10 protein-coding genes are annotated in these 15,833 nt (G+C 74.8%); 5 read left to right on the forward strand and 5 right to left on the reverse strand.

Annotation, left to right across the window (positions count from 1 at the left end; translation table 11 throughout):
• Nucleotides 1–205 precede the first annotated feature (205 nt).
• Together BFF78_RS36720 and BFF78_RS36725 are read right to left on the reverse strand one after the other, a co-directional pair.
• Nucleotides 206–2,191, reverse strand: coding sequence for a PBS lyase (locus BFF78_RS36720; protein ID WP_069782386.1), 1,986 nt, complete (start codon nucleotides 2,189–2,191; stop codon nucleotides 206–208).
• 177 nt (nucleotides 2,192–2,368) lie between these two features.
• Nucleotides 2,369–4,048 carry a DNA alkylation response protein gene (locus tag BFF78_RS36725; RefSeq protein WP_069782387.1) on the reverse strand — a complete coding sequence of 560 codons (1,680 nt, stop codon included), beginning with the start codon at nucleotides 4,046–4,048 and terminating at the stop codon, nucleotides 2,369–2,371.
• A gap of 71 nt (nucleotides 4,049–4,119) precedes the next feature.
• Here BFF78_RS36725 and BFF78_RS36730 point away from each other — a divergent pair, with 71 nt between their 5' ends.
• Complete coding sequence (locus tag BFF78_RS36730) at nucleotides 4,120–4,878, forward strand: PaaX family transcriptional regulator C-terminal domain-containing protein (protein ID WP_069784039.1); 759 nt, start codon at nucleotides 4,120–4,122, stop codon at nucleotides 4,876–4,878.
• Nucleotides 4,875–5,285, forward strand: coding sequence for a DUF6221 family protein (locus BFF78_RS36735; protein ID WP_069782388.1), 411 nt, complete (start codon nucleotides 4,875–4,877; stop codon nucleotides 5,283–5,285). The genes BFF78_RS36730 and BFF78_RS36735 overlap by 4 nt, the downstream gene beginning before the upstream one ends.
• Nucleotides 5,286–5,335: 50 nt before the next feature.
• Here the strand turns inward: BFF78_RS36735 and BFF78_RS36740 are convergent, their stop codons facing one another.
• Nucleotides 5,336–7,564, reverse strand: a complete 2,229-nt coding sequence (locus tag BFF78_RS36740; RefSeq protein ID WP_069782389.1) for a DEAD/DEAH box helicase — start codon at nucleotides 7,562–7,564, stop codon at nucleotides 5,336–5,338.
• 242 nt (nucleotides 7,565–7,806) lie between these two features.
• Between BFF78_RS36740 and BFF78_RS36745 the strand changes: the two genes are divergently transcribed.
• Entirely contained in the window at nucleotides 7,807–8,400 is a 594-nt protein-coding gene (locus tag BFF78_RS36745; protein WP_069782390.1) for a hypothetical protein, read from the forward strand.
• An 8-nt stretch (nucleotides 8,401–8,408) separates the two neighbouring features.
• Nucleotides 8,409–12,749 carry a cation-translocating P-type ATPase gene (locus BFF78_RS36750; protein WP_069782391.1) on the forward strand — a complete coding sequence of 1,447 codons (4,341 nt, stop codon included), beginning with the start codon at nucleotides 8,409–8,411 and terminating at the stop codon, nucleotides 12,747–12,749.
• Between the two features lie 18 nt (nucleotides 12,750–12,767).
• Here the strand turns inward: BFF78_RS36750 and BFF78_RS36755 are convergent, their stop codons facing one another.
• Nucleotides 12,768–13,847, reverse strand: a complete 1,080-nt coding sequence (locus tag BFF78_RS36755) for an NADH:flavin oxidoreductase/NADH oxidase (protein WP_069782392.1) — start codon at nucleotides 13,845–13,847, stop codon at nucleotides 12,768–12,770.
• Nucleotides 13,848–13,978: 131 nt separating this feature from the next.
• Here BFF78_RS36755 and BFF78_RS36760 point away from each other — a divergent pair, with 131 nt between their 5' ends.
• Nucleotides 13,979–14,335 (forward strand): ArsR/SmtB family transcription factor, encoded by a 357-nt coding sequence (locus tag BFF78_RS36760; RefSeq protein ID WP_069782393.1) that lies wholly within the window; start codon nucleotides 13,979–13,981, stop codon nucleotides 14,333–14,335.
• 10 nt (nucleotides 14,336–14,345) lie between these two features.
• Here the strand turns inward: BFF78_RS36760 and BFF78_RS36765 are convergent, their stop codons facing one another.
• The gene (locus BFF78_RS36765; protein WP_069782394.1) at nucleotides 14,346–15,713 is read right to left on the reverse strand and encodes a nucleobase:cation symporter-2 family protein; all 1,368 of its coding nucleotides are present in this window, start codon (nucleotides 15,711–15,713) and stop codon (nucleotides 14,346–14,348) included.
• Between the last annotated feature and the right edge of the window lie 120 nt (nucleotides 15,714–15,833).

Here is a 15,833-nt window from a genome sequence, read left to right on the forward strand (position 1 = left end):
CCGAGGGGAACGGCCTGGCGCGGTGCGGCTACGGCGAGGCCGACTCCCCGGACGCGGCATCCCAGACCTCTGCCCGCACTGGGCGATGACGGCCGAGGCCTCAGCGCAACCCCTCCTGGAACCCGGCCTGTTGGAGCGCCGCCCACAGGGCACACGGCCACGCCCCAGAACCCATCGGCTCAGCCGAATGCCTGCTGCCCCGCCCCTACCCCGTCGCCAGCACCTCCCGGCACGCTCGCAGCAGCTCCTCGTCCTCCGGTACGGCCCGCCGCCCGCCGAAGCCGGCCGCGTGGGCCAGATGGCGGCGCGGCGCGGCCAGTTCCGCCGCCACCAGGGGGCGTAGCGGCGCGGCGGACGGGCCCATCTCGGTGAGGCAGTGGGCGATCGGGCGACGGCTGTGCGGGTCCTCGGCCCAGGCCGTCCGGAACGCGGGCAGGACCGGCTCCGGATCCGCGTCGACGCGCCACAGTGCGCACGCCGCCGCCACCCGCTCCTGCGCCGGCCACGAGCAGGCCATCCGGCGCAGTGCGGGCAGTGCGGCGCGCGCGGCAGGGCCCAGTCTGCCTAGCTGTTCGGCTGCCAGGCGCCGGCTCGCCGGGTCCCCCTCGGTCAACTCCCGCAGCAGCACGGGCAGGACGACGGAAACGTCCTCGTGCGCCGACCGGAGCGCGCCGGCCGCGGCGGCGGCATGGCGGGTGTACAGGAGCGCGCGCAGGACCGGTGCCGCCTGAGCGGTGGCGCCCAGGGTCTCCAGTGTCGCGATGACCTGGGCGGCGATCGCGTCCCGTGCCCCCAGCCCGTCGGGAGCGCCCGACAGCAGTCGCAGCACCTGCGGAACCGCCTCCGCGTCTCCGACGGCGCCGACCGCCGCCAGCAGCGGGGCGGCGAGCCGGGCGGCGGAGGGGGACGACAGTGGGATCCGGCCGAGCCGGTGCCGTAACGCGGGTGCGAGCGGGGCCGCGGCGGCGCCCAGGTGGGCCAGTTCGAATCCCAGGTCGGCCGGCGTGGCCGGGCCGGCCAGCAGCTGGGCCAGGGCCGGGACCGCGCGCGGATCGCCGCTCCTGGCCAGTGCCTTGAGCGGGCCGCCCAGCGTGGGCGAGCCGCGCTCGAAGCGGTGCGTCCACAGGTCGGGCCGGGCCCACACCAGCGTGTGCAGGTCGTCGGCGGCGGGTGCGGCCAGCGTGCACAGCTCCGACAGGACGGTGACCGCCGCATCCCGCAACCGGTCCTGTTCGGCGCTCAGTTGGGCACCGAGCAGCTCGACCGTCGCGGTGTGGTCGCCGCGCCAGCCGCGCAGCAGCGCCGCCGCCAGCCACACGGCGTTGCACCGGTCCACCGGGTCCGGGCTGGTCAACTGGCCGCCCAGGAGCGCGCTCCGGTCGGCCACGCGATCGCCCAGCGCGGTGTGCAGGGTACCCAGCAGACGGGAGCCCTCCTCGTCGGACGGGCGCAGCCGCCGCAGGCGCCCGACGAGGGTGTCGGCGGCGCAGGGCTCGCGCACCCGGGTGCGCTGCGCGGAGCGCTCCCGCAGCAGCCGGACCGCCGTCGGCACCAGGTCGGCGGGCAGCCGGGCGGGTGCGACGAGGGCGAGCTGACCCAGTGCGGCGAGCCGCAGCTCCGGCGCGTACGGCGGGGCGCTCTGCTCGGCCAGGAGGTCCACCGCGGCGTCGGCGTGCGCGGGGTACCGGCGGACGAACAGGCCGAGCGCCTCGGTGAGGGCGCGCAGGACACGGCCGTCCCGCTCGGCTCGCAGCCGCTGCCGTAACAGGCCCAGGACCCGCTCGGGCGCGGCCAGGAAATGCACCAGGGCCCCGGCGCTCGCCCGGCGCACCGCCGCGTCCGGGTCACCCGCGAGCCGGACGAAGGCCTCGGCGCCCGCGCACACCGCCTCCCGTGCCCGTGGGTCCCCGTGCGCGCTCTCCGCGCCTATGCCGACCAGCAGTTCCACGATGCCGGCCCGGTCCGGCAGCTCCTCGCAGGCCACGATCGACAGCAGGAACGGGACGCAGGCCAGCGTCGAGTCGTACACATTCCCGTGGTGGTGCAGCGCGCCGTACATCCCGTCGAGCGCGGTCGCCCGCTCGACGGTGTCCGCGGAGGCCAGCGCCCGTAACCATCCGGGCACGTCCTCCGCGCTGCCGTACGCGTGGTGCAGCGAGGCCCAGTCGACCTCGTCGATCCCCGTGAACACGTTGTCCTCCCCAGACGAGTGTCACCTGATCGCGAGTGTGCACCACGGCACTGACAACGGTCCGGAATCGCGCGCTGACTGTGTGCGATCCGTCGGCTGTCACCGGCCAGGCGCGAGCGGTCCGCGCACGCCCGCCGGGAGGGGCTCACGCGGACCGTGCTCGCCCGGTGGGAGGGGTCAGTTCAGGCCGGGCAGGGCCCGCTCCAGGATGGTGTCGAGGCCGGTCCCGGCGGGCAGGGTGCCGAACGCGTGCCCCCAGTCGCCGCCCAGCCGGCTCGCGCAGAAGGCGTCCGCGACCGGGTGCGGGGCGTGCCGGACCAGCAGGGAGGCCTGCAGGGCGAGCGCCATCCGCTCGACCAGCCGGCGGGCGCCCACCTGATCCGTTTCGGCCAATTGCTTCTTGAGCGCGGACACCGCCGCGTCCAGGCGGGCGTCCGCCCCGCGCGCGAGGGCGAGTTCGGTGAACAGGGCTTCGGCGGTGTCCGGTTCGCGGCCGAGGGCGCGCAGCACATCGAGCGCGTTGACGTTGCCCGAGCCCTCCCAGATCGACAGCAGCGGCGCCTCCCGGTAGTGCCGGGGCATGCCGGAGTCCTCGACATAGCCGTTGCCGCCCAGGCACTCCAGCGCCTCCGCGGTGAACGCGGGGCCCCGCTTGGTCACCCAGTACTTGCCGACGGCGGTGGCGATCCGCCTGAAGGCCCGCTCGCCGGCGTCTCCGCGCCCCGCGCGGTCGGCCGCACCGGCCAGCCGCAGCGTGAGCGTCGTCGCCGCCTCCGACTCGAGCGCCAGGTCGGCCAGGACGTTGCGCATCAGCGGCTGCTCGATCAGCCGGGCGCCGAAAGTGCTGCGGTGCCGGGCGTGATGGCCCGCCTCGACCAGGGTCTTGCGCATCAGGGTCGCCGAGGACATCACACAGTCGAGCCGGGTGCAGTTGACCATCTCGATGATGGTCTTCACGCCCCGCCCCTCCGGCCCCACCAGCCAGGCCACGGTCCGCTCGAACTCCGGCTCCGAGGACGCGTTGGAGCGGTTGCCCAGCTTGTCCTTCAGACGCTGGATCCGGAAGGTGTTGCGGCTGCCGTCCGGCAGTACGCGCGGTACCAGGAAGCACGACAGGCCCCCCGGGGCCTGCGCGAGCACCAGGAAGACGTCGCACATCGGCGCCGACGTGAACCACTTGTGCCCGCGCAGCGTGTACACCCCGGGCTCCCCGGTGGGCGTGGCCACGGTGGTGTTCGTCCGGACGTCCGAGCCGCCCTGCTTCTCGGTCATGCCCATGCCCGCGAGCAGTCCCGGCTTCCCGGTGGGCACGCGCAGTTCAGGGTCGTACTCCCGGCTGGTGAGCAGCGGTTCGTAGACCTTGGCCAGATCCGGCTGTGTCCGCAGCGCGGGTACGGCGGCGTACGTCATCGAGGTCGGGCAGCCGTGCCCGGCCTCCGTGTGCCCCCACACCAGTCCGCCCGCGGTACGGGCCACATGGGCGCCGGGACGGTCGTCCGCCCAGGGCGCGCCGGCCAGGCCCTCGGCGACGGCCGTGCGCATCAGGTGGTGCCAGCTGGGGTGGAACTCCACCTCGTCGACGCGGTGGCCGTAGCGGTCGTGGGTGCGCAGGACCGGCTCGTGCCGGTTCGCCAGCTCACCCCATTCCTGCGCCTGCGCGCTGCCGGCGCGCTCCCCGAGGCGCCGGAGGCCGTCCTCGGCCCACCCGGCACCCTCCCGGCGCAGCCCCTCCAGCAGGGCCGGGTCGTCGGAGGCGTCGTACGGAGCCAGGGGCGGGGGCTGATTGGTGACGTCATGGGTGGTGTACGGCGGCTGAGGCTGCGACGGCGAGGGCGACTGCGCGGGAATCGAGACCATAGGAGCATGTTGCACTCTTCCTGCGACCGTAGCAATGATGCAACAAGGAGGTGCACGTACAGTACGTGCCCATGCGCATGAACGTCTCGCCCGAGCCGGAGGAGGCAGGACTGCGGCCGCTGTCCGCGCGGTCGGTCGTACTGAGCCTGCTCCTCGGCGCGCACCCGGCGGAGCTGCCGGTGAAGGACCTGATCCGGCTGGTGGAACCCTTCGGCGTCGGCGGCTCCACGCTGCGGGCCGCGCTGAGCCGGATGGTGACCGCGGGCGACCTGCGACGCACCGACGCCGTCTACCGGCTCAGCGACCGGCTGCTGGCCCGCCAGCGGCGCCAGGACGAGGCGCTGCGGCCGGGCACGCGCGCGTGGGACGGCGACTGGGAGATGGTCGTGATCACGACGACCGGCCGCGGCCCCGCCGAACGCGCCGACCTGCGCGCCCGGTTGACCGCCCTGCGCCTGGCCGAACTCCGCGAGGGCGTGTGGCTGCGCCCGGCCAACCTGGAGCGTGCCCTGCCGGGCATCCTGGCCTCCGTCGCCCGGACGTACACGGCACGACCCGATGAGCCTGCGCGCGACCTGGCGGCCCGGCTGTGGCAGTTGGACACCTGGGCGGCCACCGCGCGGACGCTGCTCGCCCACACGGCCGCCGCCCGCAGCCCCGCGGACCGCCTCACCGCCTACGCCGCGGCCGTACGCCTCCTGCTCACCGACCCCGTCCTGCCGCCCGAGCTCCTCCCCGCGCACTGGCCGGGGGAGGCCCTGCGCACGGCCTACGCCGGATACCAGCGGGAGTTGGCCGCGTCGGTGGGGCGAAGGGAGCGTGCCGCATGACGGCCGCGGCCCTCGAACGGTTCCTGCGGGCCCGGTTCCAGGAGGAGGAGCGGGTGGCCCGGGACGCGATCGCCGGGGCGCCCGGCGCGGTCTGGGGCGTCATGGCGGACGACATCGAGCAGGTGCTCACCTCCCAGGACGGCCGGGTCACGCACACGCCGATGGTGCAGTTCGGCGCCGAGGATCCGGTGAAGCTGCTCACCCATGTGGCCCGGCACGATCCGGCCCGGGTGCTGCGCGAACTCCAGGCGAAGCGGGCCCTGTTGGAGGAGCACCGGAGGTGGGCCGGCGGCAGGTGCCGCACCTGCCGCCGGGGATGGCGTCCCCGTTCGCCCTGCACCACACTGCGCCTGCTCGCCCTGCCGTTCGCGGGCCATGCCGAGTACGACCGCTCCTGGCGCCCGTAGGCGTGCCGTCGCGTGCCCCCGGCTGGTGATCACCGAGCGGGCCGACCTGATCAGCGGCCGGATGCGTCACCGTCGCCGCCGGATCCGCCGCTGTCGCCGCCGGATCGGCCGTCGGCGTGGCCGGTTCCGAAGCCCAGGCGCGTCCGTTCCTCCGCGACGATCCGGCGCGCCAGCTCCGTGTCCGACACGTCCACGGCGTCCGGGGTCGCCTCCGCCACCGCACTGCGGCGGGCGTAGGTGTCGAACAGCCGGGCCTTCCGCTTCAGCATCTCCACCATCCGCTCGTCCACGCCGCCGGGAGCCAGCAGACGGTGCACCCGGACCGGCCGTACCTGGCCCATGCGATGCGCCCGTGCCACCGCCTGCTGTTCGATGGTCGGCTTGATCTGGGGCTCGCAGATGATCACGACCGAGGCGGTCTGGAGGTTGAGTCCGACGCCCGCCGCCTGGATCTGCGCCAGCAGCACCGCCGGAGCGGACACGGCCGCGAACTCGTCGACGAGCAGCTGGCGCCGCTCGGGCGGCACGCTCCCGGTGAGCGGCCCGACCACGATTCCGCCGGGACGCGGCCCGGCGTCGAGCGCGTCCTTCACCACCCCCAGGACGTCCCGGAAGTTGGAGAACACCACCACCTTCAGCCCGTTCTCCCCCGCCTCCCGCACGATCTCGCACAGCCGGACGAGCTTGGCCGACCTCTCCGGGCGGGCGTACGCGGCCCTGCGCATCGCCATGAAATTGCCGGTGCGCACGGCCTCGCGGTACGCCTCCTCGTCCGAGGCGCTGGGTTCCTCCCACTCGTCCGTCTGCTGGAGAGCGGGCAGTTCGGCCAGCACGTCCACCTGGTTGCGGCGCAGATAGACGGGGGCGACCGCCTTCCGGAAGGCCACGGAACCGGGCAGTCCGGCATGGTCGCCGATGCTTTCCGCCACGCTCTCGTCGAGCATCCGGACCAGGTTGCGGAACTCGGCGACCCGGTTCTCCATCGGCGTGCCCGTCATGAACAGGACCCGGGCACAGTGCCCGGCCCACTGGGCGACGGCCTGGGCGCGCAGGGTCTTGGGGTTCTTGACCGAGTGCGCCTCGTCCACCACCAGCATCCCGATCTCACCTCCGCCGGGGACCGGGAATCCGCGCAGGGCGTCGAAGGTCGTCACGGCGACACCGCCCCGCCCCTTCCAGTGCGCGAAGGCCTCGTGCCGGTCCGGTCCGTGCAGGGGCGTGACATGCAGCGGGGAGCGTGCCTCGATCTCCCGCGTCCAGTTCACCAGGACGCTCGCCGGGCAGACCACCATGAAGTGACTCTGTCCCTCGGCGGCCAGATGGGTCAGCGCGGCCATGGCCTGGATGGTCTTGCCGAGCCCCATCTCGTCGCCGAGGATCACCCGGCGCTGCGCGAGGGCGAAACGGGCGCCGAACGCCTGATAGCCGCGCAGCGACACCCGTAGCCGGGAGTCGTCGAGCTGCTGGCCCCGCACCCGCTCGGCGATGTCGTCGGGCAGGAACCCCTCGGCGGCGGCCGGGTCCGCGGCGCGCCCGGAGATCTCGGCGAGCAGGCCGTAGTACTCGGCGGAGCGCAGCTCGAAGTCCACCCAGGCCGCGAGGTCGTCCGGCGTCCCCCGCAGCAGGTCCACCGAGGCCTGTGCCAGCGCCTCGGGGGTGCCGGCCTCGGCCGCCTCCGTCAGGAGCGCACGGATCTCCTCGACGGCCTCCAGCGCGCGGGCCCTCCTGGCCTGCCCGGCCACCAGCATGCTCAGGCGACGGGCGGCGGGCCGGGCGTCGGTCAGCAGGGGCCCGAGCCGCTCCACCAGCGCGGTGGCCGCCTCGACGGCCCGCCGCGCGTCCGGCCCGGCCTCCACCAGCACCTGCAGGGCCATCACGAGCGCGGTCGTCCGCGGCTCGGGCCGGTCGACGTCGATGTGTACGGCGACGCTGTCGAGCACGGCGTCGGACAGCTGCCGTGCGGCCGCGACGATCTGGTCCGCGGTGCGCCCGCCCACTCCGGGAATCTGCCGCAACCGGTACGGACCGGCTTCGAGCACCTGCCGGACCGTGCGCAGTCCGCTCTTGTCGACGGGGCCCAGCCGCAGCCGTCCGTTCGTGGCGTCCTGCAGCCGTGCCACGGGTATGGCGTCGAGCGCCTGCTCCACCGCCGCTTCCTGGATCGGCCTCAGCGCCCCTCGTACCGCCTCGACGGCCTTGCCGTGGTCCTTGGCCAGCGACCGCGCCGCCTCGTACAGCCGGGCCGCCTGTACGACCGCCTCCCGCTCCCTGCGCCCCATCCGCCCTCCCTCGCGCCCCATCCTCCCATCGCCCGTCCCTGCCCGGAGGGGACCGGTGCGAGGGGCCCGCGCGGCGGCCGCCGGCACATCCGGGGCGCGCCGCTCGCGCGGTGCGGGTGGCGCGGGCGCGGTGCGAGGGGTTCCCTGGGAAGAGTGGTACCCCTGCGGAAGAACGGGGATGACCAGCGCGTTGGCGGGCACTCGGTGAAGCACACGGATGGTGATCACACCCGAGGAGAGTCATGGCTGAGCAGAAGTCGTCGTCGGCCCTCACTGCGCCGCTGCGCGGCGCGGCCTCGGTACTGCGCAGGGTGCCCGGCGCCGGGATGGTGAGCAGGGCCGCGGAGGAAACACTGGACAAGGTCGGCGCGGTCTCGCCCCGTGGGCGGCGCATCGCGGTGTACGCCGGGGCCGGAATGCTCGGTGCCGCCGGCGTGGTGGAGTGGCCCGTCGCCCTCACCGGCGCGGCCGTGGCCTGGCTCACCCAGCCCCGGCCCGCGCATCCGGCGGACGGCGGGAACGGGGGCGCCGGGCAGGGGCACGAGGGCGCGCACGACCTCGGTACCGCCGCCCTGAGGTCCGGACACGGCGCCGGGTCCCGGGGCACCGGCGGCACGCAGGAGGCGGCGTCGGCAAAGGCGCGGACCAAACCCGGCGGCGCCCGTGGGCATGAGGCTTCCGCCGGCGGTACCGAAGCCCCGCCAGGAAGCCGGACATCCGGCAGGACCAGGTCGGCGGGCAGCACCGGGACCACGCACGGTGCCGACACCCCGGCGGGCAAGCCGTCCGCCGGTCCGCTCGGTCCCACGGCGCGGCCCGACCGCACCACGCTCTGAGGAGGGCCATGGCGCTGGGACTGCTGAGGATGCCCTCGGCGGCCGTACGGCTGCTGCCCGCCGCTCCGCGGCTGCTGGCGCCGGCGGTCGGAGTGGCCGCCGGTGCCGCCACGGGCACGGCGCGCGCCGGAGTGCGCGGGGCGGACGCCGCCGTACGGGTGGCGCGGGTGGCGCGCAACGCGCTGCCCGGCGCCGGTGACCACTGGCGGGCCGGTACCCGTGCCCATCTGGCGCTGCGGCCCGTGGTGCGGGAACGGGTACGGAGCGCGGGCGGCACCGCGCAGTTGGCCCGCCGGATCGCCGAGACGCTGGCCGAGCGGCCGGACGTGCTGCTCGCGTACTGGGACCAGGGGCTCGCGCGCCTCGTCGTGACCGCGACCGAACAGGACGCCGCCGACCGGATCGTGGAGCACGCCGCCGAACTGGCCGAGCGGCACGGACTGGTGCTGTCCGGCGGCGACGTGGACGAGACCACCCATCCGGCCGACCCGGCCGGGGTGCGCGCCGCCGTGGCCACGCTCGCCGCCGACGGAGTGGGCATCGGCGCCGCGGTCGCCGCCTACCTGCTGCGGCTGCCGCCGTCGCCGCGCCTGGCGACCGCGGTGGTGACGCTGCTGCGGGAGAACCCGCGCTTTCGCGCCTGGCTGCGCGCCCGGCTCGGGGACACCCGCATGGACATCGTCCTCGCCTGCGCGAACGCCGCCGTCCACGGCGCCGGGCAGACCCCGACCTCTCTCCTGCTCGACGGCGCCCTGCGGGCCTGCCAGGTGGCCGAGACGGTGGCGCGTGCCGCCGCCTTCGACGCGGTCCACGACCAGCTGTGCGCGCCCGGCCGCGTCAGCCTCCCGACGGACGGCACGCCCCGCCCGCCGCTGCCGGAAACCCCGGCCCAGGAGTACGCCGACCACGCCGCCGCGGGCAGCATGCTGGGCGCCGCGGCCACCCTGCTGGTCAAGCACGACGGCGCCGAGGCGGCCGAGGCGGTCCTCGCCGGCTCGCCGAAGGCCGCCCGCTACGGCCCCGCCGCCTTCCACGCCGTACTGAGCGCGGCCCTCGCCCGCACCGGCGTGCTGGTGCGCGACCCGGACCGGCTGCGCCGGCTGGAGCTGGCCGGCACGGTCGTCCTGCACCCGAGCGTGCTGCGCACCGACCGGGGCGAGGCCGACCCGTGGACCGAGCCGGTGCTGGACGCGGCCCGCCGGGCGGGGCTCAGGGTGGTGCTCGTGGACGACCCCGCCCTGGAGGACTTCACCGGCCTCGCCGACCAGGTCGTGGACGCGCGCCGGCCGCTGGACGACGTGGTGTACGAGGCGCGCGGTGACGCGGGCGGGGTGCTCGCCGTCGCCCGGGTGCGCGCGGCCGACGAGCGCGACGTCCTGGCCGGGCTGTGCGCCGCCGACATCGCCCTGGCCCTGACCGACCACGAGGGCGCCGTGGTCTGGGGCGCGGACATCCTGGCCCTGCACGGGCTGCCCGACGTGTGGCGGGTGCTGACCGCGATCCCGGCCGCCCGCAGGGTCGGCCGGCACGCCCAGACCCTCGCCCGTTCCGGCGCCGCGCTCTCCGGTCTTCTCGTGGCCATCGGCGAGTCCGGCGGCCACGGACGCCTCGCCGCCCTGCCGGGGCTGCGGCACGCCCCCGTCGACGTCGGCGCCGCGACCGCCCTGCTGTCCGGGGTACGCGCCGCGCTCGGCGTGGCGGCGGCCCGGCCCCCGCACCCGCATCCGCGCGTCCACTGGCACGAGCTCGGCCCCGAGCAGGCCCGGGAGCGGCTGGAGCACGAACCGGCCGCCGAGATCACCACGTTCGAGGCGCTGACCGCCCCCGTGCGCAAGGCCGCCGCCGGTGTCGCCCGGCACCCGGTCGCCGCGCCCGTGCGCTGGTCCTACCGGCTCGGCCGGGCCGTGCGCGGCGAACTCCAGGACCCGCTCACCCCGGTGCTCGCGGTCGGCTCGGCGGCGTCGGCGATCCTCGGCTCCGTCGTGGACGCGCTGCTCGTCGTCGGCGCCCTCGACCTGAACGCCCTGGTCGGCGGCGTCCAGCGGCTGCGCGCCGAGCGGGCGCTGTCCGGACTGGTCGCGGAGCAGCAGCAGAAGGCGCGCCTGGTGCCACCGGAGGCCGAGGCGCCGGCCGGCGGCACGCGCACCGTGGACGCGGGCAAGCTGCATCCGGGTGACGTGATCCAGCTGAAGGCGGACGACGTGGTGCCCGCCGACGCACGGCTGCTGTGGCAGGACGGCCTGGAGGTCGACGAGTCGGCGCTGACCGGCGAGTCGCTGCCGGTGGAGAAGCAGACCGACCCGACCCCGCACGCACCCGTCGCCGACCGGCGATGCATGGTCTTCGAGGGTACGACCGTGGCGGCGGGCCAGGGCCGGGCCGTGGTGGTCGACATCGGCGAGCACACGGAGGCCGCCCGCGCCGTCCACCTGGCCGCCCGTACCCCCCCGGCCGGCGGCGTACAGGCCCGGCTGCAGGAACTCACCCGCGAGGCACTGCCGTTGACCCTGGTGGGCGGCGCGGCGGTGACCGGGCTGGCGCTGCTGCGGGGCACCCCGATCCGGGATGCGGTCAGCGGCGGGGTGGCGGTGGCCGTGGCGGCCGTACCGGAGGGCCTGCCGCTGGTGGCGACCGTCGCGCAGCTGGCGGCCGCCCGGCGGCTGAGCCGCGGTGGTGTCCTCGTCCGCACCCCGCGCACCCTGGAGGCGCTGGGCCGGATGGACACCATCTGCTTCGACAAGACCGGCACCCTCACCGAGAACCGGCTGCGGCTGGTGCGCACCTCCGACGCCGACGGCACGGTCCGCGCGGTGGACGAGGACGGGTCCGCCGGCACGGTCCGGGCCGCCGTCCGTGCCTGCCCGCGCGTCGACGGCGGTTCCGACCAGCCGGTGCACGCCACCGACGAGGCCGTGCTGGCGGCTGCCGGTCCCGACCCGGACTGGACGCAGGTCGCCGACCTGCCCTTCGAGGCGGCGCGCGGCTATGCCGCCGCCGTCGGCCGGAGCGGGGACGGCCCGCTCGTGCTCGTGGTCAAGGGCGCCCCGGAGACGGTGCTGCCCGCCTGCTCCGGACTTCCCGAGCACGCCTTTGAGGCGGCGCATGCCCTGGCCGGGGACGGTCTCAGGGTGCTGGCGGTGGCCGAGCGGCGGCTCGGCGCGGACGAGCAGGAGGCCGCCGACGTCCTCGAACAGCCGCTGCGGGAGCTGGAGTTCATCGGTCTGCTCGCCCTGTCCGACGTACCGCGCGAGACCTCCACGGCGCTCGTGGAGGGGCTGCAGAAGGCGGGCGTACGACCGGTGATGCTCACCGGCGACCATCCGCAGACCGCACGGGCCATCGCCGCCGATCTGGGCTGGCCCGAGGACACCGTCGTCGTCACCGGCGACGAGCTGGCGGCGGCGGACCGGGCGGCCCGCGCCCGGATGCTGCGCGACGCGGGGGTGGTGGCCCGGGTGGCGCCCGAGCAGAAGCTCCAGGTCGTGGAGGCGCTGCGGGACGCGGGCCGGGTCGTCGGCATGGTCGGCGACGGTGCCAACGACGCAGCCGCCATCCGCGCCGCCGACATCGGGGTCGGCATCAGCGCGCGCGGTTCGGCCGCCGCGCGCAACGCCGCCGACATGGTCCTCACCGACGAGGATCTGACGGTCCTGATCGACGCGGTCGGCGAGGGCCGGGCACTGTGGCACAGCGTGGCCGACGCCATCGCCATCCTGATCGGGGGCAACGCGGGCGAGGTCGGGTTCGGCATCCTCGGCACACTGCTGTCCGGCCGGGCGCCGCTGTCCACCCGGCAGATGCTCATGGTGAACCTCTTCACCGACCTGTTCCCCTCGATGGCCGTGGCGGTGACCGAGAAGGAGGACGAGCCCGGCATGGTACGCGGCCGCAGCCGATCGCCCGGCGAGGGCGCACCCGGCATCGTGCGCGCCCGCAGCGGCTTCCCGGAGGACGCCTCCGCCGTCCTCGGCGCGCCCCTGCTCCGGCAGATCCGGCACCGGGCGCTCACCACCTGCCTGGGCGCGGTGACGGCGTGGCTGATCGGCCGCTTCACCCCCGGCACCGCGCGCCGTTGCAGCACGATGGCGCTGTGCGCGGTGGTCGGCACCCAGCTGGTGCAGACGCTGCTGGACCGGCGTGAGAGCCGGCTGGTGTGGGTGACCTGCCTGGGGTCCGCCGTGGCGCTGGTCGCCGTGGTGCAGACCCCGGGCGTCAGCCACGCCGTCGGATGCACCCCGCTCGGCCCGGTGGCCTGGGCCGGGGTCCTGGTGGCGGTCGCCCTGGCGCCGGCGGTGCAGCGGGTGCTGCCCCGCATGGAGGAGACGGTCGGCCGGCTGCTGCCGGGCTGACCGGCGGGGCCGCCCGGCTCAGACCGACCGGTGGTAGGGGTCCGGCACCCTGACCTCGCCGCCCAGCTCGCGGGCCGCGTGCCGGGCCCAGGACGGGTTGCGCAGCAGCTCCCGGCCCAGCAGGACGGCGTCCGCCTCGCCGTTCGTGACGATCTTCTCGGCCTGCCCGGCCTCCGTGATCAGCCCGACGGCTGCGACGGGCAGCGGCGTCTCGGCCTTGACCCGGGCGGCGAACGGCACCTGGTAGCCGGGCCCGGTCGCAATGCTCACGCCGGAGGCGTTGCCGCCGGTGGAGACGTCCAGGAGGTCCACACCGTGGGCGTGCAGATCGCGGGCGAAGCGGACCGTGTCCTCGGTGGTCCAGCCGCCGTCCTGGAGCCAGTCGGTGGCCGAGATACGGAAGAACACCGGCTTGTCCCCGGGCCACACCGCCCGTACGGCGTCCACGACCTCGAGCGCGAACCGGGTGCGGTTCTCGTACGAGCCGCCGTAGACGTCGGTGCGGTGGTTGGAGTGCGGGGAGAGGAACTCGTTGATCAGGTAGCCGTGGGCGCCGTGGATCTCGGCGATCTCGAAGCCGGCGGCGAGCGCCCGGCGGGCCGCGGCGGCGAACTGGCCGACGACCGCCCCGATCTGATCCACCGTCAACTCATCGGGCACGGGGTGATTTTCGTCGAAGGGCACCGCGCTCGGGGCGACCGGCCGCCAGCCGTGCGCCTCCGGTCCGAGCGGCGCGCCGCCCTTCCAGGGCCGGTCGGTGGATGCCTTGCGGCCGCCGTGGGCCAGCTGGATCCCCGGCACCGTGCCCTGGGCGGTGAGGAAGCGGGTGATCCGCTGGAAGGCCTTCACCTGGGTGTCGTTCCACAGGCCGAGGTCGTAGGGGGAGATCCGACCCTCCGGCGCGACCGCGGTGGCTTCCACGATGATCAGGCCGGTGCCGCCCGTGGCGCGCGCCGCATAGTGCGCGAAGTGCCAGTCGTGCGGGGCGCCCGCGAGCGGCCCCTCGGGCTCGGCCGAGTACTGGCACATCGGCGGCATCCACACCCGGTTCGGGATGGTCACTTCGCGCAGGGTGATGCTCTCGAAGAGCGCGCTCACGTCCGACTCCGTTCGTCGCGGGACCACTGATCGACTCGTACGATAATCCTCGTAGTACGAGAAATGTCAAACTACGAAGCCTCTCGTACAATGCTCACAGGCAACGAGTTCCGCGACGAAGGGCAGCAGCCGTGACCGAGACCGCCACCGCCGGCCGTGCGCTGCCGCACCCGGAGCGGCAGGAGATCCGGCTGGAGGCCGTGCTGCACGCGCTCTCCGACCCCATGCGGCTGCAGATCGTCCGTGAACTCGCCGCCGCCGAGGCCGAGTTGACCTGCTCCCAGTTCGATGTGCCGGTGACCAAGTCCACCACCACTCACCACTTCCGGGTGCTGCGCGAGAGCGGGGTCATCCGGCAGGTCTACCGGGGTACGGCCAAGATGAACGCGCTGCGCCGGGACGACCTGGACGGTCTCTTCCCGGGGCTGCTCGGCAGCCTCCTCGCCGCCGCCGACCGCCAGTCCGCCCGCCTCGGCGACGACACCTGAACCAGCCGCCCTACTGCGCGGTCTCCTCTCCACCGAGCAGGAGCCCCTCCGGCCGAGGCGCGGCGCCCGGACCCGCCTTCCACGGAAGGTGGTTGAACAGCAGGTTCAGTACGATCGCGGACACGCACCCCGCGCTGATGCCGCTGTTCATCACCGTCTGGAACCAGTCCGGGAACTTCTCGTAGACCGTCGGCACACCCACCGGCAGCATGCCGATCGCCACCGAGACGGCCACCACCGTGAGGTTGTTGTTGCCCCTGAAGTCGACCTGGGCGAGCGTCCGCAGGCCGCTCGCCGCGACCGTGCCGAACATGACCAGACCGGCGCCGCCCAGCACCGGCGCCGGGATCGCCGCGACCACCGCGCCCAGCTTGGGCAGCAGGCCGAGCAGCACCAGGATCCCGCCGGCCGCCGCGACCACCCAGCGGCTGCGCACCCGGGTCATGCCGACCAGGCCCACGTTCTGCGCGTACGCCGTGTACGGGAAGGTGTTGAACACCCCGCCCAGCACGGTCGACAGACCGTCCGCGCGCAGCCCGTCGGCGAGCGAGCGCGGCTCGACCCTCCGCCCGGTCAGCTCGCCCACGGCGATCAGGTCACCGGTCGTCTCGGTCATGGTGACCACAGCCACCACCAGCATCGACACGATGGCGGACGCGTGGAACGCCGGCGCCCCGAAGTGGAACGGCGTGCTGATGCCGACCCAGTCGGCGTCCCCGACCCCGCCGAAGTCGGTGAACCCGAACGGCACCGCGACCGCCAGGCCCACCACGATGCCGGTCAGGACGGCGATCCGGGCGAGAGAAGCGGGCGCGAACCGCTGTACGGCCAGCACCACCGCCAGTACGAAGGCCGCCAGCGCCAGGTTCTTCGGCTCCCCGAAGTCCTTCGCGCCGACGCCGCCCGCCGCCCAGTTGCCCGCGACCGGCAGCAGCGAGACCCCGATGATCAGGATCACCGTGCCGGTCACCAGCGGCGGGAAGAACCGCAGCAGTCTGCCGAACACCGGCGCGAGCAGCATGATCGCCAGACCTGCGACGATCACCGCGCCGTAGACCGCGGGCAGTCCGCCGCCCGTCGTCCCGACGAGCACCATCGGCGACACCGCCGCGAACGTGCAGCCCTGCATGATCGGCAGCCGGACGCCGAACCGCCAGAAACCGACGCACTGGATCAGTGTGGCGATCCCGCACACCAGCAGATCGGCGGTGATCAGATACGCCAGGTCGGCGGGCGGCAGCCGCATCGCGCCGCCCACGATCAGCGGCACGGCGACGGCACCCGCGTACATCGCGAGCACGTGCTGCAGCCCGAAGGCCGCCAACAGCCGTACGGGTGGCATCTCGTCGACGGGATGGACGTCTGCGGTGGCGGCCATGGGGACTCCAACGGTGCGCGGGCGGGGAGTGACATCCGGACAGAACGAGACCGTAAGGCTCTTGAACAGTTTGTTGATTTCGGGTCTGTTGCCGGTGTGTGTCATGCCCGCCCGGCCGGC

The organism is Streptomyces fodineus, from assembly GCF_001735805.1.
In the GTDB taxonomy this organism is placed as follows: Bacteria; Actinomycetota; Actinomycetes; order Streptomycetales; family Streptomycetaceae; genus Streptomyces; species Streptomyces fodineus.

Coding starts and splice junctions, on each gene's coding strand:
- BFF78_RS36725 (WP_069782387.1), bottom strand. CDS start 4,048: ATGGTCTCGATTCCCGCGCAGTCGCCCTCGCCGTCGCAGCCTCAGCCG.
- BFF78_RS36730 (WP_069784039.1), top strand. CDS start 4,120: ATGCGCATGAACGTCTCGCCCGAGCCGGAGGAGGCAGGACTGCGGCCG.
- BFF78_RS36735 (WP_069782388.1), top strand. CDS start 4,875: ATGACGGCCGCGGCCCTCGAACGGTTCCTGCGGGCCCGGTTCCAGGAG.
- BFF78_RS36740 (WP_069782389.1), bottom strand. CDS start 7,564: ATGGGGCGCAGGGAGCGGGAGGCGGTCGTACAGGCGGCCCGGCTGTAC.
- BFF78_RS36745 (WP_069782390.1), top strand. CDS start 7,807: ATGGCTGAGCAGAAGTCGTCGTCGGCCCTCACTGCGCCGCTGCGCGGC.
- BFF78_RS36750 (WP_069782391.1), top strand. CDS start 8,409: ATGGCGCTGGGACTGCTGAGGATGCCCTCGGCGGCCGTACGGCTGCTG.
- BFF78_RS36765 (WP_069782394.1), bottom strand. CDS start 15,713: ATGGCCGCCACCGCAGACGTCCATCCCGTCGACGAGATGCCACCCGTA.